We start from the raw sequence: 21,358 nt of genomic DNA on the forward strand, positions 1-21,358 counted from the left end.
GCAAGCGCATTCCGCGCGGAGGAAACGCACAGCAACGGGGCTCCTCGGGCCGGTGGCGCCCGCCGGACGCCGGCCCGCCGCACGCCGTCCGCGAACCCGCGTGCGGCGTCCGGGGCGGGCGCTACCGTGGCGGGAGACGAGCACGGACCGGCGAGGCCGGCGGAGCACAGGAGGAGCAGGTCATGGCGGAGCCCATCCACATCGGCGCAGCGGCGGACATCCCGGAGGGGGAGGCCGTCGTCGTCCCTGCGGCCACGGCCGGGACGAGCGACGACGTCGCCGTGTTCCACGCCGAGGACGGCGCGTTCTACGCGATCGACGACACCTGCACCCACGAGGACGCCTCCCTCGCCGAGGGCTGGCTCGAGGGCACGCAGGTGGAGTGCCCGCTGCACTCCGCGCAGTTCTGCCTCAAGAGCGGCGAGGCGCTCTGCCTGCCCGCCACCCGGCCCGTGGGCACCCATCCGGTCCAGGAGCGGGACGGGCAGCTCTACCTCACCCCCGGCGCATGAGCGGCGACGTCGACGCGCGGGCGGGCGCGCCCGCCTCGGTGGTCGTGGTGGGCGGCGGCGTGGCCGGGTTCGGGGCGGTCCGCGAGCTGCGCCGCCGCGGCCACACCGGGTCCCTCGCGCTCGTGGAGCCGCAGGGCGTGCCGTACGACCGGCCCCCGCTGAGCAAGGACTACCTGACGGGGGAGACGGACGCGCACCGGCTGCTGTTCGCGCCGCCGTCCTGGTTCGCCGAGCACGACGTGGAGCTGGTGGAGGAGGCCGCCGTGCGCCTGACGCCCGGCGGCGCCCACCCCGACGGCGACCCCGTGCCGCACCGGGTGGAGCTCGCCTCCGGGCGCGTGCTCGAGGCCGAGGCCGTGGTGCTCGCCACGGGCGGCCGCCCCCGGCCCCTGGACGTCGAGGGCGCGACGCACCCGGGCCTGATCACGCTGCGCACGCGCGCCGACGCCGACGCGCTGCGCGAGCGGCTGCACTTCGGGGCGGAGGTGGCCGTGGTCGGCGGCGGGTTCACCGGCGCCGAGGCCGCCTCCTCCGCGCGGCAGGCCCTCGCCGCCGTGACCCTCGTGACCGCCACGGACGCGCCCGCGCTGCGTGCCGTGGGGCCCGCGCTCGCGGCCCGGCTGCACCGGATGCACGCCGAGCACGGCGTGGCCGTCGAGGTCGGCCGGGTGGCGCGCATCGAGCACCGGGACGACGACGGCGGCGCCGCGCTGCCGGCCGCCCACCGCCTGCACCTGGGCGACGGGCGGACCGTGGACGCCGACGTCGTGGTGCTGGCCGGCGGCACCGTGCCGGACACGGCGCTCGCCGAGGAGGCCGGGCTGGAGGTGGCGGACGGGATCCTCGTGGACGAGGCCGGCCGCACGAGCGTGCCCGGGATCCTCGCCGTGGGCGACGCCACCCGGGCGACCGACTCGGCGTGGGGGCCGTCGCCGCACTGGGAGCCGGCCCTGAGCTCCGGCGCGGCGGCCGCCGCGGCGCTCCTGGGGGAGGAGCCCGAGCCGCCCGGCGCCCCCTGGCTCTGGTCCGACCGGCACGGCTGCCACGTGGAGGCCGTGGGGGACATGGCCGTGCCCGCGGGCGGGGCGAGCGTGGACCGCGAGGCGCGCGGCGCCGCGGTGGCGAGCTTCGTCCTCGACGCCGAGGGGCGGATGCGCGGGGCGGCGTCGATCGACGACCCCATGGCCGTCAAGGCGGCCCGCCGCATCATCGACCGCGGGATCGTGGTGGACCCGCAGGCCCTCGCCGACCCGACGGTGCCGCTGAAGTCGCTCGCCCGGGGGTGAGGGGGCGCGCCCCACCACACCCCCGGGTGAGGAGGAGCTTTCGTCCCTCATCCCTTTCGTGTGGGAAACGGGAACTCCCGTTTCCCACACGAAAGGGGTGGGAAGGCTCCCGTTTCCCACAAGAAAGCGGTGGGGCGGGGAGCGGGAGTGGGGGAGCCCCCTGCCGCCCCCGCCTCACGTCCCGCAGTACGTCACGAACGGGGCCGCGTCCGACGGGCCCGGCTCGGCGTACCGCTCGAGGCCCGGGCGCGGGGTGAACGGGTCGGTGACGGCCTCCAGGAGGCGGCGCACCGGCCCCAGGTCCCCGTCCTCGGCGGCGGTGAGGGCGTCGTCGAGCAGGTGGTTCCGCGGGATGTAGACGGGGTTCGCCGCCCGCATCCGGGCCGCGTCGGGGCCCAGCGACTGCCAGTCGCGCAGCCACGCGACGACGGCGGCCGGGTCGGCCGCGCCGGGGACGAGCATCTGCGCCTCGGCCAGCTTGCTGGCGCTTGCCTCAGCATTTCCCCGCCCGGCGCCCGAAGCCACGTGCTCCGCCAGCCGCACCCAGAAGCCCGTCCAGTCGGTCCGCGCGGCGGCCAGCACGGGGAACAGGCGGTCGGTGAGCGCCGCGACGTCGGCGTCCGTCACCTCCTCGCCGAGCCCCAGCTTGGCGCGCAGCCCGCCCCGCCACGCGGCCAGGTGCGTCGCCTGGAAGCCGCCGAGCGCCTCCTGCGCGAGGTCGACGGCCCGGCCGGCGTCGTCGTCGAGCACGGGCACGAGCGTCTCGCCGAGGCGCGCCAGGTTCCACGCGGCCACGGGCCCCTGGTTGCCGAACGCGTACCGGCCCTGCGTGTCGATCGAGGAGAAGGACGCCGCGGGGTCGAAGGCGTCGATGAAGGCGCACGGCCCGTAGTCGATGGTCTCGCCGGAGAGGGTCATGTTGTCCGTGTTCATCACGCCGTGCACGAAGCCCACGAGCATCCAGCGGGCCACCAGCTCGGCCTGCGCGGCGATGACCGCCTCGTACAGCGCGAGCGCCGGGTTCTCCGCCTCGGCGGCGTGCGGGTGGTGGCGGAGGATCGCCTCGTCCACGAGCCGGCGCAGCACCGCGACGGGGTCGGCCCGCTCGGGCAGCGCGGCGGCGTACTGGAACGAGCCCACGCGCAGGTGGGAGGCCGCGGTGCGGGCGAGGAGGGCACCGGGCTGCCACCCCGCCCGACGCACGGGGCGCCCCGTGGCGACGACGGCCAGCGCGCGCGTGGTCGGCACGCCGAGGGCGTGCATCGCCTCGGACACCGCGTACTCGCGCAGCATGGGGCCCAGGACCGCCTGCCCGTCCGCGTCACCGCGGGCGAACGGGGTGCGGCCGGAGCCCTTCAGGTGCAGCTCGCGCCAGGTGGGCAGGGCCTGCGGGGCGTCGTCGGCGTCGCGGGTGCGCCGCGGCGGGACCAGCTCGCCCAGCAGCAGCGCGCGACCGTCCCCGAGGCGGGGGGAGTAGTGGCCGAACTGGTGTCCGGCGTAGGCCTGCGCCACCGGCTTCGCCTCCGGGCCCGGCCGCTCGCCCGTGAGGAGGCGGAGGCCGTCGTCGGAGGCGAGCCAGTCCGCGTCCAGGCCGAGCTCCTCGGCCAGCCCGGCGTTGAGCAGCACCAGCTCGGGACCGTCGGTCTCCTGGGCCTGCCAGGGCAGGGCGAGTTCGGGGAAGCGGTCGGCGAAGCGGTGGTGCAGGGTGGGCGCGGGCATGGGCCCCACGCTACGGCCCGCCCGCCGGCGGGACACGCGTCGAGCGGCCGCCGGGTAGGAGGCGAGGGTGAGGCGGCCGCGGCCCTCAGTACGACGCGCGGGGGGCGGCCGCGCCGTCCGCCGCGGCATCGCCGTCGGCCTGCGGGGCCGGGCACCAGCGGTCGGCGAGGGCCTCGGCGCCGCGGGCCATGAGGGCGACGTCGGCGCCCACGTTCACGAAGTCCGCGCCGGCGTCGGCGTAGGCCTGGGCCTGGTCCGTGGCGAACGCGTTGACGCCCACGGTGGTGCCCGCGGCGTTACACGCCTCGATCACGCGCCGCACGGCCGCCACCACGTCCGCGTGGCTCTGCTGGCCGATCAGCCCCATGGAGGCCGAGAGGTCCGAGGGGCCGACGAACACGCCGTCCACGCCGGGCACCGCGGCGATCGCGGCCGCGTTCTCCACGCCGCGCACCGTCTCGATCTGCACGAACAGGCTGACGTGCTCGTCGTCGTGCTGGAGGTAGCCCTCGATGCGGTTCCACCGGCCGGACCGGGCCAGCGCGGAGCCCACGCCGCGGTCCCCGTGCGGGGGGTAGCGCAGCGCCCGGACGGCCTTGGCGGCCTGCTCGGGGGTGTCGATCATGGGCACGAGCAGGGTCTGGGCGCCGAGGTCGAGGTACTGCTTGATGCTGATCCAGTCGAGGAACGGCACGCGGGTCATCACCGGCACGCCGTAGCCGGCGATCGTGCGCAGCTGGGCCTGCACGTTCTCCAGGCTCAGGGGGGCGTGCTCGCCGTCGATCAGCAGGTAGTCCAGGCCGGCGCCGGCGCAGATCTCGGCGGCCGTGCAGTCGCCGGAGGAGAGGAACATGCCGGCGGCGGGGCGTCCGCCGCGGGCGGCCTTGGCCTCGGTGGTGAACAGGTCACGGACGAGCGGCTGGGTGTTGTGGCGGACGGGCATCGGGAGTCCTCTCAGGCGAAGTGGCAGGTCACGGTGCCCAGGGGCCCGTAGTCGGCGGTGACGGTGTCGCCGGCGCTGACGTGCATGGGGCGCGTGAACGAGCCGGCGAGCACGATCTCCCCGGCGGCGAGGGCGTCGCCGTGGTCGGCGAGGCGGTTGGCGAGCCAGTGCACGCCGTTGCCGGGGTGGTTGAGCACGCCCGCGGCCACGCCGGTCTCCTCGATGGTCTGGTTGCGGGAGAGGGTGCCGGCCACCCAGCGCAGGTCCACGGCGTCCGGGGCCACGGGGCGGCCGCCGAGCACCATGGAGCCCAGGGCGGCGTTGTCCGCGATGGTGTCCACGATCGTGCGGCCGGCCAGCTCCACGTGGGCGTCGAGGATCTCGAGGGCGGGCACCACGTACTCGGTGGCGCGCAGGACGTCGAAGAGGTTCACGTGGGGGCCGCGCAGCTCGTCCTTGAGGACGAAGGCCAGCTCCATCTCGATGCGCGGGTTGGTGATGCGCGCGGTCTCGTACTCGTGGCCGGACTCGAAGACCTGGTCGTCGAAGATCACCCCGTAGTCCGGCTCGGTGATCCCGGTGGCGGCCTGCATGGCCTTGGAGGTCAGGCCGATCTTGTGCCCGACGACGCGGCGGCCCGCCTCCACCTGGCGCTGCGCCCAGATGCGCTGCACGGCGTAGGAGTCCTCGATCTCCATGCCCTCGTACCGGGCGGTCAGCAGCGGCACGGGGGTGCCGGTGCGGCCGGCCTCGTGCAGCTCGTCGGCGATCTTCACGTGGGTCTCGTGGTCCAGCATGGCGGTCTCCTTCTCGACGGCGGGCGGGCCCCTGGGCTCGATCGTATACGATACGGGCGGCCGGAGTGGCGGGCGTCACCCTCATGACGCCGCGGGTCGCGGCGCGGCACCGGCGTACGACCCGTCCATCGTGGCATCACCCCTGGTGAGACGCACCTCTCGGAATACCCGGCCACCCGCGGCCTGTTGCTTCAGACATGAACGACATCCTCACCGTCGGTCTCGTGGGCGTCGGGCGGCTCGGCAGCGCCGTCGGCCAGCTCGTGGCCGAGGCGGGCCACCGCCTCCTCGTCGCCGACCGCCCCGGCAGCCGCGTCTTCCGCTCCGTCGTCGAGACCCTCCTGCCGGCCGCGGACGCCGTGCCGCTGGCCGACGTCGTGGAGCGCGCCGACGTCGTGATCCTCGCCCTGCCCCAGCCCGCGCTCGCGGACCTGGACCTGGCGCGCGCCCGCGGCGTGCTCCTGGACGCCACCAACGCGTGGGAGCACACGGACGGGCCGGACTCGATCCACCGCATGGACCCCCTCGCCTGGACCGAGCGCGTGCCCGGCGTGCCCGTGGTGAAGTCGCTCAACCACGCCGGCTATGGCGAGCTGCTGATGGACGCCCGCCCGGCCGGCGCGCCGGGGCGTCGCGCGTTCGCGGTGGCCGGCGACGACGGCGCGGCGGTGGACCTGGTGGCCTCGCTCGTGGACTCGATGGGCTTCGACGCCGTGCCCACCTCCGCGGCGGACGCGCCCCTGCTCGAGCCGGACGGCGCCGTGTTCGGGCGCCGGTTCGACGAGGCCGGCCTGCGCGAGGCCCTGCCGCACGCCGCCGCCCGCGTGGGCTGAGCCCGGGACGATCACCGCGTCAGCGGGGTGCCGGGGCGGCCTCAGTAGGGCGCCCGCGCGTGGCCGATCGCGTCAGCGGGGGTGCCGGGGCGGCCGCTGGGCGCGGCTCCCGCGCCACTCCTGCCAGGCGAACTGCGCCGCCCACACCAGGCCGAGGGCGACCACCATGAACACCACCGTGGACACCGGGGACGAGTCCTCGCCGCCGATCAGCAGATCGCCCAGGCCGGAGAACAGCGCCGTGGGGATCGCGATGACCATGCTGCCGAGCAGCACGGCGAGGGCGATGGCGAGCTTCTTGCGCATGGGCAGATCCTGCCACGAGGGCTGCCGATGTGCCGGGCCGGTGCCGTCAGGCCTCCGGGCGGCGGCCGATGCCCAGGCCGGGCTTGCGCCGGTGCACCGTCAGCCAGGCCAGCCCCTCGGGCCCCGCGGTGAAGCCGCGCCGCGACTGCCGCGGCAGCCACAACACCTGGCCGGCGCGGATCGGCACGTCCTGATCGGCCGTGTGGAGCAGGCCCGAGCCGGCCACCACGTGCACCAGGATGTCCAGGGCGGGGCCGTCGAAGGGCTCGTTCCGTCCGCCCGGCGGCAGGCGCACGACGTTGGCGTCGAGGTCGCGCGGTTCCTGCTCCAGGCGCCAGGCCGCGCCGGGCGCGGCGCCGGCCGGGTCCGCCGTGAGCTCGGCGACGTCGGCGAGGATCCGCGGGGTGGTCTCATCCATGCCGCCAGGCTAGCCAGCGCCTCGCCGGGCGCACTACTGCCAGGTAGTCCTGGATTTACTTGGCAGTAGTGCGCCCGGCCCGGCGCAGGCGTCAGAGCTGGTTGCCCAGCTTGTACTCGCCCTTCTTGTACTCCGGCATGGAGTCCTCGCCCTCCTCGGCGCGGGTGTAGGAGAACCCGTCGGCACCGATGGTCACGGCCATCTCGGAGTCGTCGGTGCGGGCCACGACCTCCTTGACGTTGCCGTCCAGGTCCAGCACGAGCGAGGCGTCGGTGTACCAGGACGGGACGACCGGGGTGCCCCACCAGTCGCGGCGCTGGTTGTCGTGCACGTCCCAGGTGACCACGGGGTTGTCCGGGTCGCCGGTGTAGTAGTCCTGGGTGTAGATCTCGACGCGGTGGCCGTCCGGGTCGCGCAGGTAGAGGTAGAAGGCATTGGACACGCCGTGGCGGCCGGGGCCGCGCTCGATCGCGTCGGACATGCGCAGCGAGCCGAGCTTGTCGCAGATGGCGAGGATGTTGTGCTTCTCGTGCGTGGCGAAGGCGACGTGGTGCATGCGCGGGCCGTCGCCGCCGGTCATGGCGGTGTCGTGCACGGTGGGCTTGCGGCGCATCCACGCGGCATAGACGGTGCCGTTCTCGTCCTGGATGTCCTCGGTGACGCGGAAGCCCAGGTCCTGCATGTAGCGGGCGGCGCGGGGCACGTCCGGGGTGACCTGGTTGAAGTGGTCCAGGCGCACCAGGGCGCCGGGGGAGTAGAGGTCGTAGCGCCAGGCCAGGCGCTCCACGTGGTCCACCTCGTAGAAGAACTCGTACGGGAATCCCAGCGGGTCCTCGACGCGCACGGAGTCGCCGACGCCCTTCACGAAGCCGTCCTTGTTGCGCTCCACGCGGCAGCCGAGCTCGGTGTAGAAGGCCACGGCCTTGTCCAGGTCCTCGGGGGCGCGCACGCGGTAGGAGAACGCGGCGACGGCGGCGGTGTCGCCCTTGCGCAGGATGAGGTTGTGGTGGATGAACTCCTCCATGGAGCGGAGGTAGACGGTGTTCTCGTCCTCCTCGGTGACCACGAGGTCCAGGACGTCCACGTAGAACTGGCGCGACTTCTCCAGGTCCGTCACCACGAGCTCCATGGAGGCGCAGCGCAGCACGTCCGGCGCCTCGGCCTTCGGGGTGGGGATGGGGTTGTCCGTCTTGACGGGGCCTTCCTGGCCCACGTAGGTGCCGACGGAGGTCTTGGTACGGCCTGCGTAGTTGCTCATGCGTGTCTCCTGAACGAGAGGGTGGCCGCGGGGACGGCCGGGGCAGGTGTGCTGTGGAACACCTTCTGCACCGATCGTATACGATCCCGGCGGCCGGGGGAAAGGGCGGATCGGGCGCCGTGCTCCCCGGCGCGTACCGCGTGCAGCAGGGGCGCGTTTCGGGCGACTTTCCGGGGGTGCTCCGCCCCGACACCTCCGAGAACACACCCCGAACGGTTGGGGTGGGTTATGGGAGGTACTGGGCGCCGGGACCTCCGACAAGTCACCCGAAACGCCTGGGGTTGGGGCGGAGTGGGGTGGGGGCGGGGCGCTCGCATCCCCGTACGACGACGGCGCCCGCACCTTCGCGCGGAAGGTGCGGGCGCCGTCGTCGTGCGTTCCCGGGAGATTCGGGTGACTTGTCGGGGGTCAGAGGCCTCCTGACCCCCGACAAGTCACCCCAATCTCCCGGCAGGGCAGGGAGAGGGGTCTCAGCCGTCCAGCTTGGCGGCAGCCTCCTCCTGCTTGCCGAACACCGGGTTGTGGACCTCGCCGAGGTTGATGTGCACGGCCTGCTGATCGGTGTAGAAGTCGATCGAGCGGTAGCCGCCCTCGTGGCCCAGGCCGGAGGCCTTCACGCCGCCGAACGGGGTGCGCAGGTCGCGCACGTTGTTCGAGTTCAGCCACACCATGCCGGCCTCGACGTTCTGCGCGAAGTTGTGGGCGCGCTTGAGGTCGTTGGTCCAGATGTAGGCGGCCAGGCCGTACTTGGTGTTGTTGGCCAGCTCCAGGGCCTCCTCGTCCGAGTCGAACGGGGTGATGGCCACGACCGGGCCGAAGATCTCCTCCTGGAAGATCCGGGCGTCCGGGGCGACGTCGGCGAACACGGTGGGCTGCACGAAGTTGCCCTCCGGGAAGCCCTCCGGGCGGCCGCCGCCGGCCACGAGGCGGGCCTCGGACTTGCCGATCTCCACGTAGGACATGACCTTCTCGAAGTGCTCCGGGTGCACGATCGCGCCGACCTCGGTGGTCTCGTCGTTCGGCATGCCGACCTTCACGCGGGAGGCCTGGGCGGCGTAGCGCTCGACGAACTCGTCGTAGACCTCGCGGGCCACGAGGATGCGGGAGCCGGCGGTGCAGCGCTCGCCGTTGAGGGAGAACACGCCGAAGATGGTCGCGTCGATCGCCGCGTCCAGATCCGCGTCCGCGAAGACGACGGCGGGGGACTTGCCGCCGAGCTCCATGGACAGGCCCTTCAGATGCGGGGCGGCGTTGCCGAAGATGATCTGGCCGGTGCGGGACTCGCCCGTGAAGGAGATCAGCGGCACGTCCGGGTGCTTGACCAGCGGGTCGCCGGCGAAGCCCTCCTCGCCGAAGCCGTGGACCATGTTGAACACGCCCTTGGGCAGGCCGGCCTCCTCGAAGATGCCCGGCCACAGGGAGGCGGAGAGCGGGGTGAACTCGGCCGGCTTGAGGACCACGGAGTTGCCGGTGGCGATGGCCGGGGCCAGCTTCCAGGACTCCAGCATGAACGGGGTGTTCCAGGGGGTGATCAGGCCCGCGACGCCGATCGGCTTGCGGTTGACGTAGTTGATCTGGCGGCCGGGCACCTTGAAGGTGTCGTCGTGCTGGGCCACGATCAGGTCCGCGAAGAAGCGGAAGTTCTCGGCGGCGCGGGCGGCCTGGCCCTTGGCCTGCTTGATCGGCAGGCCGGTGTCGAAGCACTCCATGGCGGCCAGCTGGTCGCCGCGGGTCTCCATGATGTCGGCGATCTTGTGCAGCACGCGGGAGCGCTCGCGGGGCAGGGCCTGGGACCAGACGCCGGACTCGAAGGCGGCCTTGGCGGCGGCCACGGCCTTGTCCACGTCGGCGGTCTTGCCGGAGGCGGCCTCGATGTAGGGCTGGTTGGTCACCGGGTCCAGGACGTCGAAGGTGTCGCCGTCCACGGAGTCCACGGACTGGCCGTCGATGTAGTGGCGGATGACGTCGGGCAGACCCTCGGGCTTGCGGTCGTTGATCTCGGTCATGAGAGCTCTCCTTGGTGGGCGAGGTAGGCGTGCAGGGTGTTCAGGCGGTGGGCGCGGGCGGCGGCCTCGATCTCCTCGAAGCGCGCCCCGTCCTCGATCAGGCGCAACAGGTGCTCGTGCTCGTCCACGGAGGCCACGGCGCGGCCGGGCACGTACGCGAACGTGGACGAGCGCAGCGCGGCCAGGCGGTTCCAGCCGCGGTGCACCAGGTCGTGCACGTGCTCGTTCTGGTGATGCTCGAACAGGATCGAGTGGAAGCGGCGGTTGAGCTCGGTGAACGCCACCGGGTCCCAGGCCTTCTCCGACGCCGTCATCGCGCGCATGGTCGCGTTCACCTCACGGGCCGCCGAGAGGTCCTCGGCGGTCACGTGCGGGGCGCACTGGGCGGTGGAGAACCCCTCCACCAGCGCCAGCGTCTCCATGGTGTGGCGGTACTCGACCGGGTCGATGCCCACGACGGTGGCGCCCACGTTGCGCTCGTAGGCCACCAGCTTCTCGGACTGCAGGCGGCGGATCGCCTCCCGCACGGGCACCACGGACATGCCCAGCTCCGCAGCGATCTGGGACAGCACCAGCCGGTCGCCCGGCTCGTGGCGCTGGTCCCTGATCCCCTCGAGGATCGCCTGGTAGGCGCGGTCGGCCTTGGAGACGGGGGTGCCGGCGAGGCCGACCGTTCCGATGTCCGTCCGACGCATGGTCAGGCGTCGCCCTCCGGGGCCGGGGCGTCCGGCAGGGTCTTGCGGTACTCGTCGAACGTAGCCTTCCACTCGGCGTTCGGGGGGAACATCCCGTCCACCGGGTGGCCGGCCTTGACCTGCTCGTACGCCCAGGCGTCCTGGAGCTCCTGCTCGTAGGCGTCGTCCACGACCTCCTGGAGCAGGGACGGCGGGATGACCACCACACCGTCGTCGTCACCGACGATGATGTCCCCGGGCTGCACGGTGGTGCCGCCGCAGGCGATGGTGCCGCCGACCTCCCACGGGATGTGACGGCGGCCCAGCACGGCCGGGTGCGTGGCGCCGGCGTAGACCTGGAGGCCGACCTCGGCCACGGCGGCGGAGTCGCGGATGCCGCCGTCCGTGATCACGGCGTTCGCGCCGTTCACCTGGGCGCGCAGGGCCAGGACGTCCCCGAGGGTGCCGGTGCCGTGCTCGCCACGGGCCTCCATGACCACCACGTCGTCCGGCTGCACCGAGTCGATGGCCCGCTTCTGGGCGTTGAATCCGCCGCCGAACTCCTTGAACAGGTCCTCGCGCTTGGGCACGTAGCGCAGGGTCTTGGCGTAGCCGAGGACGCGCCGACCCTGGTGGATCGGGCGCGGGCCGTCGATCGTCGCGTTCTGGATGCCGCGCTTCTGCAGCTGGGCGGTGAGGGTGGCCACCGCGACGGCATCGATCTTGGCGCGCAGCTCCGGGGTCAGCAGGGAGCGGTCCGGCTGCGGGGCGCTCGCGACCCAGTGGCCGTTCTCGTCCACCGGGCCGGGCTGGGAGCCGGCCGCCGGCTGGGAGGCGGCGGCGCCGTCGTCGGCCTGGGCGTCCGAGGCGGCGGGCAGGCCCGCGGCCTCGCGGGAGCCCCAGGCCTCCTCGCGCTGCACGTCGTCCACCTTGGGCTGGGCGCCGAACGGGGCCATGGCGTGCTCGGACTCGGTCACGCGGGTGACCAGGCGGCCGGTGGTGGGGGCGCCGGGCGCGGTGGGGGCGTCCACCTCCACCTCGACGACGTCGCCCGGGCGGGCCACGGACGAGCCGGCGGGGGTGCCGGTGAGGATGACGTCGCCCTCCTCGAGGGTCATGAGCTGGGAGAGGTCCGCGACGAGCTGGCCGAAGGGGAAGACGAGGCCCTCGGTGGTGTCGTCCTGGACGATCTCGCCGTTGACCCAGGTGCGCACGCGCAGGGCGGCCGGGTCCAGGCCCTCGGCGGAGATGACCGCGGGGCCGAGCGGCGTGTAGCCGTCCCCGGACTTGTTCTTCACGTTGGAGCCCTTGTCCGCGTGGCGGAGGTCGTAGAGGCCCCAGTCGTTGGCGGCGGTGATGCCGGAGACGTGCGACCAGCCTTCCTCCGGGGTGACCCGGCGGGCGGTGCGGCCGATGATCAGGGCGATCTCGCCCTCGTAGGCGAGCAGCTCGGTGCCGGCGGGGCGCTCGACGGCGTCCCCGGAGCGGGCGATCGACGTGCCGGCCTTGATGAAGTAGCCCGGCGCCTGCGGGGAGCGGCCGCGCTGGGCGATCCGCGAGGGGTAGTTCAGGTGCAGGGCGAGGACCTTGCCCGGCCGGTTCTCCCGGGCGGCGAAGTCGTGCTCGGTGACGGTGGGCGTGGTGTCCGGTGTGCTCTGCGTCATGCTGTGGATCGTATACGATCCAGCGGGCCGGGGGAAGGGGTCACGCTCCAGGCGGACGCCGGACCGTTCGGCGGGGGCTGGCGAGGCGTCGTCGGGGTGCGCGTCCCGCTGGAAGGGAGGGGATCACGCACCAGGCGGACAGGTGGACGGCCGCCCTCCTCAGCGGGCGCGGGCCACGGCGTCGTTGACCACGGGGGCCAGGCGTCGCACGCCCTCGACCAGCCGCTCCGCCTCCACGAACGGGTAGGCCAGGCGCAGCGTCGAGTGGACGCCCTCGACCGGGGTGAACGCGCCGCCGGGCACGAACACGGCGCCGGCCGCGATGCCCCGGTGCATCAGCTCGATGGTGTCCACGCCGCCGGGCAGCGTGGCCCACAGGAAGAAGCCGCCGCGCGGGGTGATGAACTCGACCCCGGGGTCCCAGTGCTCGCGCACCGCGTCCACGAGCACGCCGGCGCGCTCGCGGTACAGCCCGGTCACGTGGCGCACGTGGCCCTGCCAGTCGAGCTGCGTGACGAACGCCGTCGAGAGCATCTGCGAGTACGTGGAGGCGTGGATGAACGCGGACTCGGCGGAGAGGTAGAACTCCCGCTTGAGCTCGGCCGGCACGAGCGCCCAGCCGATGCGCACGCCGGGGGAGAAGATCTTGGACATGGTGCCGAGGTAGACCACGCCGTCGCGGTGCTCGGCGGCGATCGGGGCGACGGGGTCGCCGTCGAACGCGATCTGCCCGTACGGGTTGTCCTCCACGATGAGCACGCCGTGCCGCTCGCAGATCGCGGCCACCTCGGCGCGGCGGTCGGCGGGCAGCAGGGCGCCGGAGGGGTTGGCGAACGAGGGGATCGTGTAGAGGAACGCGACGCGGCGGCCCTCGGCGGCGAGGCGGGTCAGCGTCTCGTCGAGGGCGGCGGGGACCAGGCCGTGCTCGTCCGTGCCGGTGGCCACGGCGTCCAGCTCCCACGTGTTGAAGGTGGTCAGCGCGCCCACGAAGGTGGGGTCCTCCACCACGACGACGTCGCCCGGGTTGCCGAACGCCCGGCACGCGGTGTCGATGGCGGCCTGGGAGCCGGGGGTGATGACCACGAGCTCCGGGTCCGCGTCCGGGATGCCGTCGGCGGCCATGACGGCGGCCGCGGCGGCGCGCATCTCCTCCGTGCCCTGGCCCGGCCCGTACTGCAGGGACTCCGTGCCGAAGCGGGTCATCAGGTCCGAGGCGATGCGGCCCAGCTCGTCGAGGGGCAGGTCCGCGAGCCACGGGTTGCCGCCCGCCAGGGAGACGAGGTTCGGGTCCATGGCGATGTCGAAGACGTCGCGCACGGCGGACTGCTTCACGCCGACGGCACGGTGGGACAGGTGATCTCGCAGATGACGCACGCTCGGCACCTTATAGCACGGCGCGCGGGGGCACGAACGGGGGATGACGGACGACGACGGCGGTGCGCCCGGGGCCGGGCGCGCTCGGCTCAGGGGGCGCTCGGCTCCGTCGCGTCCGGATCGTCGACCCCGAGGTTCCCGGAGCCGTCAGCGCCGGCGTCCTCGGCGGGGGCGGACTCGTCGGCCGGGTCGGCCCCCTCGTCCTGCGCCGGCGGCTCCTCGACCTCGGCGGGGTCGTCCGTGGACTCGGACCCGTCGTCGACGGTCCCGTCCCACTCGGTCGGGGCGTCCTCCTCCGTGGGCGCCGTCTCGTCCTGCGGCTCCCCGGTCTCCTCAGCGGGCTCCTCCCACGCGGTGGGGGAGGGCTCGGCGGACTCCTCGGCCTCGGCCCACGGGTCCTCGGTCGGCTCCGACCAGGTGTCCTCCGTCGGCTCGGCCCAGGGGTCCTCGGCGGGCTCCTCCCAGGGTTCGTCGGCGGGCTCCGTGGGCGACTCGGACGGGGCGGCGTCCGACTCCGGGACGTCCACCTCGTCTCCGAGGGCCAGCGGGGCCAGGCCGAGCACGTCGTCGAGGGGGCGGCCGTCCACCTCGAGCCGGACCTGCCCGGCGGAGGTGTGCGCGGCGGCGGTCTCCTGCAGCTGGGCGCGGATCCGCTCGGCCTCGCACTCGCCCTCGGCGGTGACGGTGCCGGTGAAGGTGAAGACGTCCACGTCCCCCTCGAGGCGGTGGCCGGTGGGCGTGAGGCTCTCGCGCGTCTCGAACACCGCGTTCCACAGCGAGGGGTCGCCGTGCCAGCCGCGCTCGTCGGAGAAGAGGAAGTCCAGGGCGGCGTCCGCGTCGTCGGGGGCGTCGGCCGGCACCGTCTGCACCGGCACGAGCAGGTCGTCGCAGCCGTAGGGGCGGCCCGTCGAGCCCGGGACGGCCTCCGCGGCGGGCACCGTGAGCCACACGGTCAGCGGGGCGTAGCCGTCCACCTCGGGCCGGGGGAGGGCGTCGCCCTGGGTCGAGCCGTCGGTGGCGGCGGGCGCGCCCGGCTCCGCGGCGCAGCCGCCGAGCAGCCCGACGGCGGCCGCGGCCCCGACGAGCAGCAGGGCGCGGGAGGCGGGTCGCTGGCGCATGGGGGTCTCCTGGCGGTCGGGGGAGCACGGGGCTCGGACGGCGCGGCCGACCCGGGGGCGGGGTCGGCGGCCTCCTCCATGCTACGGCGCGGCGCCGCGCGGCCGGGCCCCTGCCCGGATCCCGCGGGCGCGGGCGGGCTAGGGTGGAGGCCATGCCCGTGAGGAACCGTCGCGCCGCCGCCCTGCCCGCCAAGCTCAGCCGCTCCTGGCTGCTGGTCAACGCGGCCCGCCCGGAGGACTTCGCCCCCGCCCTCGCCTCCGAGGCGGACTCGGTGATCTTCGACCTCGAGGCCGCCGTGCCGGAGGAGCACAAGGACGCGGCCCGGCAGCACGTCGTGGACGCGCTCTCCGGCGGCATGACGGCGTGGGTGCGCATCTCCGCGACCTCCACGGACCACTGGCAGCGGGACCTCGAGGCGCTCGCGGGCGTCGACGGCGTGCGCGGCGTGGTCCTGGCCGAGACCGAGGAGCCCGAGCAGGTCACCTTCACGGCGATGCGCCTGCGCGCCGGCACCCCCGTGATCGCCCTGCTGGAGTCGGCGCTGGGCATCGAGAACGCCACGGCCGTGGCCAAGGCGCCCGGCACCTTCCGCCTGGCTTTCGGCGTCAACGACTTCCGCAAGGACGTGGGCGTCGGCGAGGACCCGCTGGCCATGGCCTACGCCCGCTCCCGCATGGTGATCGCCTCCCGCGTGGGCGGTCTGCCCGGCGCGATCGACGGACCGCCCGGCAACACGGACGGCGAGGACGCGGTCGTCGACTCCAGCGCCGTCACCGCCTCGATGGGCATGACCGGCCGCCTCGTCCTGAACCGGGATCAGGTGGACTGGGTCAATCGGGCGATGTCCCCGTCCGAGGACGAGCTCGCGTGGGCCCGCGACCTGCTCGAGAAGCACGCGCAGGGGGCCGCCGTCGGCGACGGCTCGTACCTGCCCCGCGTGCTGCGTGCCCAGAAGATCGCGGACCTCGCAGACTCGTACGGGCTCTGGAACGCGTGAACACGGCCTGGGCGCGCGCATGAGTTCCCGCACCGACGGGTGGCTCCGCCCATGATGGCGTGGATCGACGGGCTGCCGCTGCTGTGGTCCATCGGGTTCTTCTGGATGCTGGCGATCCTGCGCACCCTGATCGTGTTCTCGCTCGGGCGGGGGCTGGCCTCCGGCGTCGAGCGGACCCGCTGGTTCGCCCGCGTGATGGAGGGGCCCGTCTATGTCCGGGCCCAGCGCTTCATCCAGCGCCACGGGGTGTGGGCCATCCCGTTCTGCTACCTCACGGTGGGAATCCAGACGGCGGTGATCGGTTCCGCCGGCGTCGCCCGCATGCCCTGGCGCCGGTTCCTGCCGGCGGCCGCGCTCGGCACGTTCCTGTGGGGCGTGGTGTACGGGACCGTCGGAATGGCCGTGGTGTGGGCCGTCATCGGCGCGGCGCTCGGAGAGGGCCGGGGCGTCCTCGCCCTCGTGCTGATCCTCGCGGCCGTGGCAGCGTTCGTCGTGTGGCGCCGTCGCCGCACGCTGCGCCGGCACGGGGCCGGGTGACGTCGTCGTCCGTGACGCGGGCCGGGGTCCGCCGCCGGGGGACTAGAGTTGACCGCGTCTTCGCCCCGGCCAGCCGCCCCGCGGCCGGGGCCGCCACCCCTTCGGAAGGACCCCCATGAGCGACGAGCGCGCCCGCAGCTTCTCCGCATCCACCGCCTCCGCCGCCGACGATGGCGCCCGCGGCACCGGCACGACCCGCGTCAAGCGCGGCCTGGCGGACATGATGAAGGGCGGCGTGATCATGGACGTCGTCAACGCGGAGCAGGCGCGCATCGCCGAGGACGCCGGCGCCGTGGCCGTCATGGCGCTTGAGCGGGTCCCGGCCGACATCCGCGCCCAGGGCGGCGTGGCCCGCATGTCCGACCCCGACCTGATCGACGGCATCGTCGAGGCCGTGTCCATCCCCGTGATGGCCAAGGCGCGCATCGGCCACTTCGTGGAGGCCCAGGTGCTGCAGGCGCTCAAGGTGGACTTCATCGACGAGTCCGAGGTGCTCTCCCCGGCGGACTACGTGAACCACATCGACAAGTGGGACTTCGACGTGCCCTTCGTGTGCGGCGCCACCAACCTCGGCGAGGCCCTGCGCCGCATCACCGAGGGCGCGGCCATGATCCGGTCCAAGGGTGAGGCCGGCACCGGCGACGTCTCCGAGGCCGTGAAGCACATCCGCACCATCCGCAAGGAGATCGCCCAGCTCCAGGGCCTGGCCCAGGATGAGCTGTACGTGGCCGCGAAGGAGCTGCAGGCGCCGTACGAACTGGTACGCGAGGTCGCCGAGACCGGCGCCCTGCCCGTCGTGATGTTCACCGCCGGCGGTGTGGCCACCCCGGCCGATGCGGCTCTGATGATGCAGATGGGCGCCGACGGCGTGTTCGTGGGCTCCGGCATCTTCAAGTCCGGCAACCCGGCCGAGCGCGCCCGCGCCATCGTGAAGGCCACCGCCCAGTTCGACGACCCGATGGCGGTCGCCGAGGCCTCCCGCGGCCTGGGCGAGGCCATGGTGGGCATCAACGTGGGCGACCTGCCCGCCCCGCACCGCCTGGCCGAGCGCGGCTGGTGAGCGCGCCCCTCGTCGGGGTCTTCGCCCTCCAGGGGGACGTCCGCGAGCACGTGCGCGTGCTCGAGGGGCTCGGCGCACGGACCCGCCCCGTGCGTCGGGCCGCGGACCTGACGGGGCTCGACGGGATCGTGCTGCCCGGCGGCGAGTCGTCCGTGATGGACCGGCTCGCCGGCCTCATGGGCCTCAAGGAGCCCCTGGCCGACGCGATCGGCGCCGGGCTGCCCGCCTACGGCACGTGCGCCGGGATGATCCTGCTCGCCCGCGAGATCCAGAACCCCGCGCCGGGGCAGGGGAGCCTGGGGGTCCTGGACGTCACGGTGCGCCGCAACGCGTTCGGGGCCCAGGTGGACTCCTTCGAGGCGGATCTGGAGGTCCCCGCCGTCTCGGCCGAGCCCGTGCACGCGGTGTTCATCCGCGCCCCCGCGGTGCTGCGCGCCGGAGGTGAGGTGGAGGTGCTCGCGAGCGTGCCGGCGTCGCGCCTGTCCGCGGCGCCGCCGGAGCTCGGGCTCGACGACGCCGCGCAGGTCCCGGTGGCCGTGCGCCAGGGGCGGGTGCTCGCCACGAGCTTCCACCCCGAGGTGACCGGCGACCACTCGTTCCACCGGGAGTTCCTGCGCGGGCTGTGACCCGCGGGGCTGTGACCTGCGGGCTCAGGCGGAGGCGAGCACGTCCGCCGTCGTGCGCGCGTCCTTCCGCGGGTCCAGGCCGAGCGGCCCGGCCATGGCCTCGGCCACGGAGGGCAGCGTGAGGGCGCCCTCGTGCGCGTTGAGGCCGGAGGCGAAGCCCTCGTCCGCGGCGAGCGCCTCGCGCCAGCCGAGGTCCGCGATCCGCTGGATGTAGGGGAGCGTGGCGTTGGTCAAGGCCGCGGTGGAGGTCTGCGGCACGGCGCCGGGCATGTTGGAGACGCAGTAGTAGATCTTGTCGCCCACCAGGTAGGTGGGGTCCTGATGCGTGGTGGGGCGGGAGTTCTCGAAGCAGCCGCCCTGGTCGATCGCGATGTCCACGAGCACCGAGCCCGGGCGCATCTGCTCCACCATCTCGGCGGTGACGAGCTTGGGCGCGGCGGCGCCCGGGATGAGCACGGAGCCGACCACGAGGTCCGCGTCCGCCACCGTTTCGGCGATGTTCAGGTGGGACGAGGCCAGCGTGCGGATCCGGCCCTGGTGGACGGCGTCCAGCTGTGCGAGCCGCTCGAGGGAGATGTCCAGGACGGTGACGTCCGCGCCCATGCCCGCGGCGATCACGGCGGCCGCCTCGCCGGCCACGCCGCCGCCGATCACGGCCACCCGGGCGCGGCGGGTGCCGGGCACGCCCCCCATCAGCACGCCCGAGCCGCCCTGCGGCTGGAGGAGGTGGTAGGCGCCCGCGGCGGGGGCCAGGCGGCCGGCCACTTGGCTCATGGGGGCCAGCAGCGGCAGGGCGCGACCGCGGGTCACGGTCTCGTAAGCGATGGCGGTGGTGCCGGAGTCGAGGATCGCGCGGGTGCACTCGGGGGAGGCGGCGAGGTGCAGGTAGGTGAAGAGGACCTGGCCGCGGCGCAGGCGGCCGTACTCCTCCGGCTGGGGCTCCTTGACCTTGAGGACCAGCTCGGCGCGCTCCCAGAGCTCGTCCGGGTCCTGGACGAGCTGCGCGCCGGCGTCGAGGTAGACCTGGTCCGAGATGCCGGAGCCGACGCCGGCCCCCGCCTGGACCAGGACCTCGTGGCCGCGGCGGACCAGCTCCAGCACGCCGCCCTGGGTCAGGGCCACGCGGAACTCGTTGTTCTTCACCTCAGTGGGGACTCCGATCAGCATGCGGCGAATCTAGTGGTGTGGGCGGCGCAAGTGGAGTTCGGCCGCAGGATCTGCGGCACGGGGCGCTAAACTAACGCGATCATTCACGACGGGCGTCACATCGGGGTGGGAACGGTGAATCTTCTGCACGGGCTGGACGGCATGGACCGGCGACTCCTCGAGCTGCTGCGCCAGGACGCGCGCCGCACGAACGCCTCCCTCGCCGAGGAGCTCGGCATCGCCGCGTCCACGTGCCTGGCCCGGCTCAAGGCCCTGCGGGCCTCCGGCGCGGTGCGCGGATTCACAGTGGACGTCGACCCGGCGGCCCTGGGGCACGGGCTCGTGGCCCTCGTCTCCGTGCGCATCCGCCCCGGCGCGCGCCACCGCATGGAGGAGCTCTTCGACCGGCTGCGCGGGCTCTCCGGGGTGCAACAGGTGTTCTTCCTCGGCGGCGAGGACGACTTCCTGCTCCACGTAGCCGTGGCGGACTCCGAGGAGGTCTCCCGGTTCGTGCTCAAGAACCTCTCCGCCGACCCGGCCGTCGCGGCCACCCGCACCTCGCTGGTGTTCCGCCACGAGGGCGGGGAGCGGCCGTGGTGAGGCGCTGACCGCCGCGGGGGTGAGCCCGTCCCGCCCCGCCGTCGGGGGGCGGGCGCATACTGGTCAGGTGACCCTCGCGATCGTCGTCTCCGTCCTGGCCGTGCTCCTGCTGATCGTCGGGGTGGTCGGGACCGTCTACCCGATCCTGCCCGGCTCCATGCTGATCCTCGTCACGGCGGTCGCCTGGGCGTGGATCCTCGGCTCGGGCGCCTCGTGGACCTTCGGGCTCATCGCGGCCGGCCTGGCGATCGCCGGCATGAGCGCCTCCGCTGTCCTCACCGGCCGGCGTCTGCTGCGGGAGAAGGTGACGCGGGGGCCGATCACGTGGGGCGTGATCGGCGCGATCGTGGGCTTCTTCGCCATCCCGATCGTCGGCCTGTTCATCGGCTTCGCCGCGGGCCTGTTCGGCTCGCAGTGGGCGCGCACCAAGGACGCGCGCGCGGCGCTGGCCAGCTCGTGGGGCGCACTGAAGGCCATGGGCCTGGGCATGCTCGTGGAGCTCGGCTGCGCGATGCTCGCCCTCGTCTCGGTGGGCGTGGGCATCCTGGTGCACTTCGTCTTCTGAGCCTGGGCCGCACGACGACGCCGGGCCCGTCCCGCGTCCGGTTCAGCCGCCCGCTGCGTCCGGGCCGGCGGTGGTGAACCGGGAGAACCAGTGGATGTGCTCGCGCACGGCCTGCGCCGCGCGGGGTCCGTCCCGCTCGACCGCGGCCGCCAGGATGTCCCGGTGCTGGCGCTGCAGCTCGTCGCGCACGGCGCCCCAGTCCTCGACGCCGGCCATCGCCTCCTCGACGTAGCCGATGGTGGCCTCGCGCAGGGACCGCAGGATGGTCTCGAGAACCACGTTGCCGCTGAGCGTGGACAGCAGCACGTGGAACTCCGCGTCCAGGCGGTGGAACTCGCGGGCAGGAAAATCTGGGACGTCCATGCGGTCCAGGTGCGCGTGCGCCGTCGCGAGGATCGCGCCGCGGCCGGGGACGTCGTGCTCCGCGGCCTCGAGGGCGGCCTCGGTCTCGAGCAGCACGCGGGTGGTGACGAGGTCCGCGACGGGCAGCGCCCGGGTCGCCACGTGCATGCGCAGCGCCCAGGCGAGCGCCGCGGAGGGCTCGGAGACCACGATGGCCCCCGCCCGCGGCCCCGAGCCGGTGGCCGAGCGCACCAGACCCATGGCGTCCATGACGCGTCCGGCCTCCCGGACGGAGGACCGGGACATCCCGAACCGCTCGGCCAGTGTGCGCTCGCTCGGCAGCTTGTCCCCCACCTGGATCCGCCCGGAGCGCAGCTCCCCCTCCAGCCAGTCCAGGATGACCGCGTGGCCGGGGGCACGGCGGCGGCCCGGCTCGGGTTCGGCGGGCGGGGTGGGCGGGCGGGCGGTCATGGGCTGCTCCAGCGGGGACGGGACGGACGGGGCCGTGGGTGAGCCTAGGCCCGACGGCGGCCGCGCCGCTCCTCGCGACCGGGCGGTCGGGACGAGGACCATCCC

The 21,358-nt window shown here is 74.1% G+C and carries 22 protein-coding genes; 9 read left to right on the plus strand and 13 right to left on the minus strand.

The features are described 5' to 3' along the window. Positions 1-182: 182 nt before the first annotated feature. Both HDA33_RS11875 and HDA33_RS11880 read left to right on the plus strand, forming a co-directional pair. Positions 183-512 (plus strand): bifunctional 3-phenylpropionate/cinnamic acid dioxygenase ferredoxin subunit, encoded by a 330-nt coding sequence (locus HDA33_RS11875; protein ID WP_017489161.1) that lies wholly within the window; start codon positions 183-185, stop codon positions 510-512. Continuing rightward, entirely contained in the window at positions 509-1,798 is a 1,290-nt protein-coding gene (locus HDA33_RS11880) for an NAD(P)/FAD-dependent oxidoreductase (protein WP_184173460.1), read from the plus strand. The genes HDA33_RS11875 and HDA33_RS11880 overlap by 4 nt, the downstream gene beginning before the upstream one ends. A 174-nt stretch (positions 1,799-1,972) precedes the next feature. Here HDA33_RS11880 and HDA33_RS11885 read toward each other — a convergent pair whose 3' ends face one another. The 3 genes from HDA33_RS11885 to hpaH all read right to left on the minus strand — a co-directional run bounded on the left by HDA33_RS11885 (position 1,973) and on the right by hpaH (position 5,257). Continuing rightward, positions 1,973-3,517, minus strand: a complete 1,545-nt coding sequence (locus HDA33_RS11885) for a protein adenylyltransferase SelO (protein ID WP_184173462.1) — start codon at positions 3,515-3,517, stop codon at positions 1,973-1,975. An 85-nt stretch (positions 3,518-3,602) separates the two neighbouring features. After that, positions 3,603-4,460: an HpcH/HpaI aldolase family protein gene (locus HDA33_RS11890; RefSeq protein ID WP_184173481.1), complete on the minus strand. Its 858-nt coding sequence runs from the start codon at positions 4,458-4,460 to the stop codon at positions 3,603-3,605. 11 nt (positions 4,461-4,471) lie between these two features. Next, positions 4,472-5,257 carry a 2-oxo-hept-4-ene-1,7-dioate hydratase gene (gene hpaH, locus HDA33_RS11895; RefSeq protein WP_158492627.1) on the minus strand — a complete coding sequence of 262 codons (786 nt, stop codon included), beginning with the start codon at positions 5,255-5,257 and terminating at the stop codon, positions 4,472-4,474. Between the two features lie 197 nt (positions 5,258-5,454). Here hpaH and HDA33_RS11900 point away from each other — a divergent pair, with 197 nt between their 5' ends. Beyond that, the gene (locus tag HDA33_RS11900) at positions 5,455-6,090 is read left to right on the plus strand and encodes an NADPH-dependent F420 reductase (RefSeq protein WP_017489466.1); all 636 of its coding nucleotides are present in this window, start codon (positions 5,455-5,457) and stop codon (positions 6,088-6,090) included. Positions 6,091-6,162: 72 nt separating this feature from the next. Here HDA33_RS11900 and HDA33_RS11905 read toward each other — a convergent pair whose 3' ends face one another. The 8 genes from HDA33_RS11905 to HDA33_RS11940 all read right to left on the minus strand — a co-directional run bounded on the left by HDA33_RS11905 (position 6,163) and on the right by HDA33_RS11940 (position 14,908). Next, entirely contained in the window at positions 6,163-6,396 is a 234-nt protein-coding gene (locus HDA33_RS11905) for a hypothetical protein (protein ID WP_184173483.1), read from the minus strand. A 46-nt stretch (positions 6,397-6,442) separates the two neighbouring features. Beyond that, a complete protein-coding gene (locus HDA33_RS11910) occupies positions 6,443-6,814 on the minus strand; it encodes a cupin domain-containing protein (protein ID WP_184173485.1) in 372 nt (123 codons plus the stop codon). A 91-nt stretch (positions 6,815-6,905) separates the two neighbouring features. Then, positions 6,906-8,072, minus strand: coding sequence for a 3,4-dihydroxyphenylacetate 2,3-dioxygenase (gene hpaD / locus HDA33_RS11915; protein WP_184173487.1), 1,167 nt, complete (start codon positions 8,070-8,072; stop codon positions 6,906-6,908). A gap of 470 nt (positions 8,073-8,542) precedes the next feature. Further along, a complete protein-coding gene (gene hpaE / locus HDA33_RS11920; protein WP_184173489.1) occupies positions 8,543-10,078 on the minus strand; it encodes a 5-carboxymethyl-2-hydroxymuconate semialdehyde dehydrogenase in 1,536 nt (511 codons plus the stop codon). Continuing rightward, positions 10,075-10,773, minus strand: coding sequence for a GntR family transcriptional regulator (locus tag HDA33_RS11925; RefSeq protein WP_184173491.1), 699 nt, complete (start codon positions 10,771-10,773; stop codon positions 10,075-10,077). The genes hpaE and HDA33_RS11925 overlap by 4 nt, the downstream gene beginning before the upstream one ends. 2 nt (positions 10,774-10,775) lie before the next feature. Next, complete coding sequence (locus tag HDA33_RS11930) at positions 10,776-12,416, minus strand: fumarylacetoacetate hydrolase family protein (RefSeq protein ID WP_184173493.1); 1,641 nt, start codon at positions 12,414-12,416, stop codon at positions 10,776-10,778. 159 nt (positions 12,417-12,575) lie between these two features. Beyond that, complete coding sequence (locus tag HDA33_RS11935; protein WP_184173495.1) at positions 12,576-13,790, minus strand: aminotransferase-like domain-containing protein; 1,215 nt, start codon at positions 13,788-13,790, stop codon at positions 12,576-12,578. Positions 13,791-13,879: 89 nt separating this feature from the next. After that, complete coding sequence (locus HDA33_RS11940) at positions 13,880-14,908, minus strand: hypothetical protein (RefSeq protein WP_246416958.1); 1,029 nt, start codon at positions 14,906-14,908, stop codon at positions 13,880-13,882. A gap of 152 nt (positions 14,909-15,060) precedes the next feature. Between HDA33_RS11940 and HDA33_RS11945 the strand changes: the two genes are divergently transcribed. From HDA33_RS11945 to pdxT, 4 genes are all read left to right on the plus strand, one after another. Next, the gene (locus tag HDA33_RS11945) at positions 15,061-15,906 is read left to right on the plus strand and encodes an HpcH/HpaI aldolase/citrate lyase family protein (protein ID WP_184173496.1); all 846 of its coding nucleotides are present in this window, start codon (positions 15,061-15,063) and stop codon (positions 15,904-15,906) included. 51 nt (positions 15,907-15,957) lie between these two features. Then, a complete protein-coding gene (locus HDA33_RS11950; RefSeq protein WP_041102620.1) occupies positions 15,958-16,443 on the plus strand; it encodes a DedA family protein in 486 nt (161 codons plus the stop codon). A gap of 115 nt (positions 16,444-16,558) precedes the next feature. Further along, positions 16,559-17,503, plus strand: coding sequence for a pyridoxal 5'-phosphate synthase lyase subunit PdxS (gene pdxS, locus HDA33_RS11955; RefSeq protein WP_036313496.1), 945 nt, complete (start codon positions 16,559-16,561; stop codon positions 17,501-17,503). Then, positions 17,500-18,129, plus strand: coding sequence for a pyridoxal 5'-phosphate synthase glutaminase subunit PdxT (gene pdxT, locus HDA33_RS11960; protein ID WP_184173498.1), 630 nt, complete (start codon positions 17,500-17,502; stop codon positions 18,127-18,129). The genes pdxS and pdxT overlap by 4 nt, the downstream gene beginning before the upstream one ends. A 24-nt stretch (positions 18,130-18,153) precedes the next feature. On the opposite strand, the gene ald is transcribed toward pdxT, so the two are convergent. Further along, positions 18,154-19,296 carry an alanine dehydrogenase gene (ald, locus tag HDA33_RS11965; RefSeq protein WP_017489380.1) on the minus strand — a complete coding sequence of 381 codons (1,143 nt, stop codon included), beginning with the start codon at positions 19,294-19,296 and terminating at the stop codon, positions 18,154-18,156. A gap of 141 nt (positions 19,297-19,437) precedes the next feature. On the opposite strand from ald, the gene HDA33_RS11970 reads away from it, so the two are divergent. Both HDA33_RS11970 and HDA33_RS11975 read left to right on the plus strand, forming a co-directional pair. Beyond that, complete coding sequence (locus tag HDA33_RS11970; protein ID WP_184173963.1) at positions 19,438-19,875, plus strand: Lrp/AsnC family transcriptional regulator; 438 nt, start codon at positions 19,438-19,440, stop codon at positions 19,873-19,875. A gap of 67 nt (positions 19,876-19,942) precedes the next feature. Continuing rightward, a complete protein-coding gene (locus HDA33_RS11975; protein ID WP_184173500.1) occupies positions 19,943-20,440 on the plus strand; it encodes a DUF456 domain-containing protein in 498 nt (165 codons plus the stop codon). Positions 20,441-20,482: 42 nt separating this feature from the next. On the opposite strand, the gene HDA33_RS11980 is transcribed toward HDA33_RS11975, so the two are convergent. Then, positions 20,483-21,253, minus strand: a complete 771-nt coding sequence (locus HDA33_RS11980) for a FadR/GntR family transcriptional regulator (protein WP_158492643.1) — start codon at positions 21,251-21,253, stop codon at positions 20,483-20,485. Between the last annotated feature and the right edge of the window lie 105 nt (positions 21,254-21,358).

Origin of the sequence: Micrococcus endophyticus (assembly GCF_014205115.1) — a bacterium.
Taxonomy (GTDB): Bacteria; Actinomycetota; Actinomycetes; order Actinomycetales; family Micrococcaceae; genus Micrococcus; species Micrococcus endophyticus.

Coding starts and splice junctions, on each gene's coding strand:
- HDA33_RS11875 (WP_017489161.1), top strand. CDS start 183: ATGGCGGAGCCCATCCACATCGGCGCAGCGGCGGACATCCCGGAGGGG.
- HDA33_RS11880 (WP_184173460.1), top strand. CDS start 509: ATGAGCGGCGACGTCGACGCGCGGGCGGGCGCGCCCGCCTCGGTGGTC.
- HDA33_RS11885 (WP_184173462.1), bottom strand. CDS start 3,517: ATGCCCGCGCCCACCCTGCACCACCGCTTCGCCGACCGCTTCCCCGAA.
- HDA33_RS11890 (WP_184173481.1), bottom strand. CDS start 4,460: ATGCCCGTCCGCCACAACACCCAGCCGCTCGTCCGTGACCTGTTCACC.
- hpaH (WP_158492627.1), bottom strand. CDS start 5,257: ATGCTGGACCACGAGACCCACGTGAAGATCGCCGACGAGCTGCACGAG.
- HDA33_RS11900 (WP_017489466.1), top strand. CDS start 5,455: ATGAACGACATCCTCACCGTCGGTCTCGTGGGCGTCGGGCGGCTCGGC.
- HDA33_RS11905 (WP_184173483.1), bottom strand. CDS start 6,396: ATGCGCAAGAAGCTCGCCATCGCCCTCGCCGTGCTGCTCGGCAGCATG.
- HDA33_RS11910 (WP_184173485.1), bottom strand. CDS start 6,814: ATGGATGAGACCACCCCGCGGATCCTCGCCGACGTCGCCGAGCTCACG.
- hpaD (WP_184173487.1), bottom strand. CDS start 8,072: ATGAGCAACTACGCAGGCCGTACCAAGACCTCCGTCGGCACCTACGTG.
- hpaE (WP_184173489.1), bottom strand. CDS start 10,078: ATGACCGAGATCAACGACCGCAAGCCCGAGGGTCTGCCCGACGTCATC.
- HDA33_RS11925 (WP_184173491.1), bottom strand. CDS start 10,773: ATGCGTCGGACGGACATCGGAACGGTCGGCCTCGCCGGCACCCCCGTC.
- HDA33_RS11930 (WP_184173493.1), bottom strand. CDS start 12,416: ATGACGCAGAGCACACCGGACACCACGCCCACCGTCACCGAGCACGAC.
- HDA33_RS11940 (WP_246416958.1), bottom strand. CDS start 14,908: ATGCGCCAGCGACCCGCCTCCCGCGCCCTGCTGCTCGTCGGGGCCGCG.
- HDA33_RS11945 (WP_184173496.1), top strand. CDS start 15,061: ATGCCCGTGAGGAACCGTCGCGCCGCCGCCCTGCCCGCCAAGCTCAGC.
- HDA33_RS11950 (WP_041102620.1), top strand. CDS start 15,958: ATGATGGCGTGGATCGACGGGCTGCCGCTGCTGTGGTCCATCGGGTTC.
- pdxS (WP_036313496.1), top strand. CDS start 16,559: ATGAGCGACGAGCGCGCCCGCAGCTTCTCCGCATCCACCGCCTCCGCC.
- ald (WP_017489380.1), bottom strand. CDS start 19,296: ATGCTGATCGGAGTCCCCACTGAGGTGAAGAACAACGAGTTCCGCGTG.
- HDA33_RS11970 (WP_184173963.1), top strand. CDS start 19,438: ATGGACCGGCGACTCCTCGAGCTGCTGCGCCAGGACGCGCGCCGCACG.
- HDA33_RS11980 (WP_158492643.1), bottom strand. CDS start 21,253: ATGACCGCCCGCCCGCCCACCCCGCCCGCCGAACCCGAGCCGGGCCGC.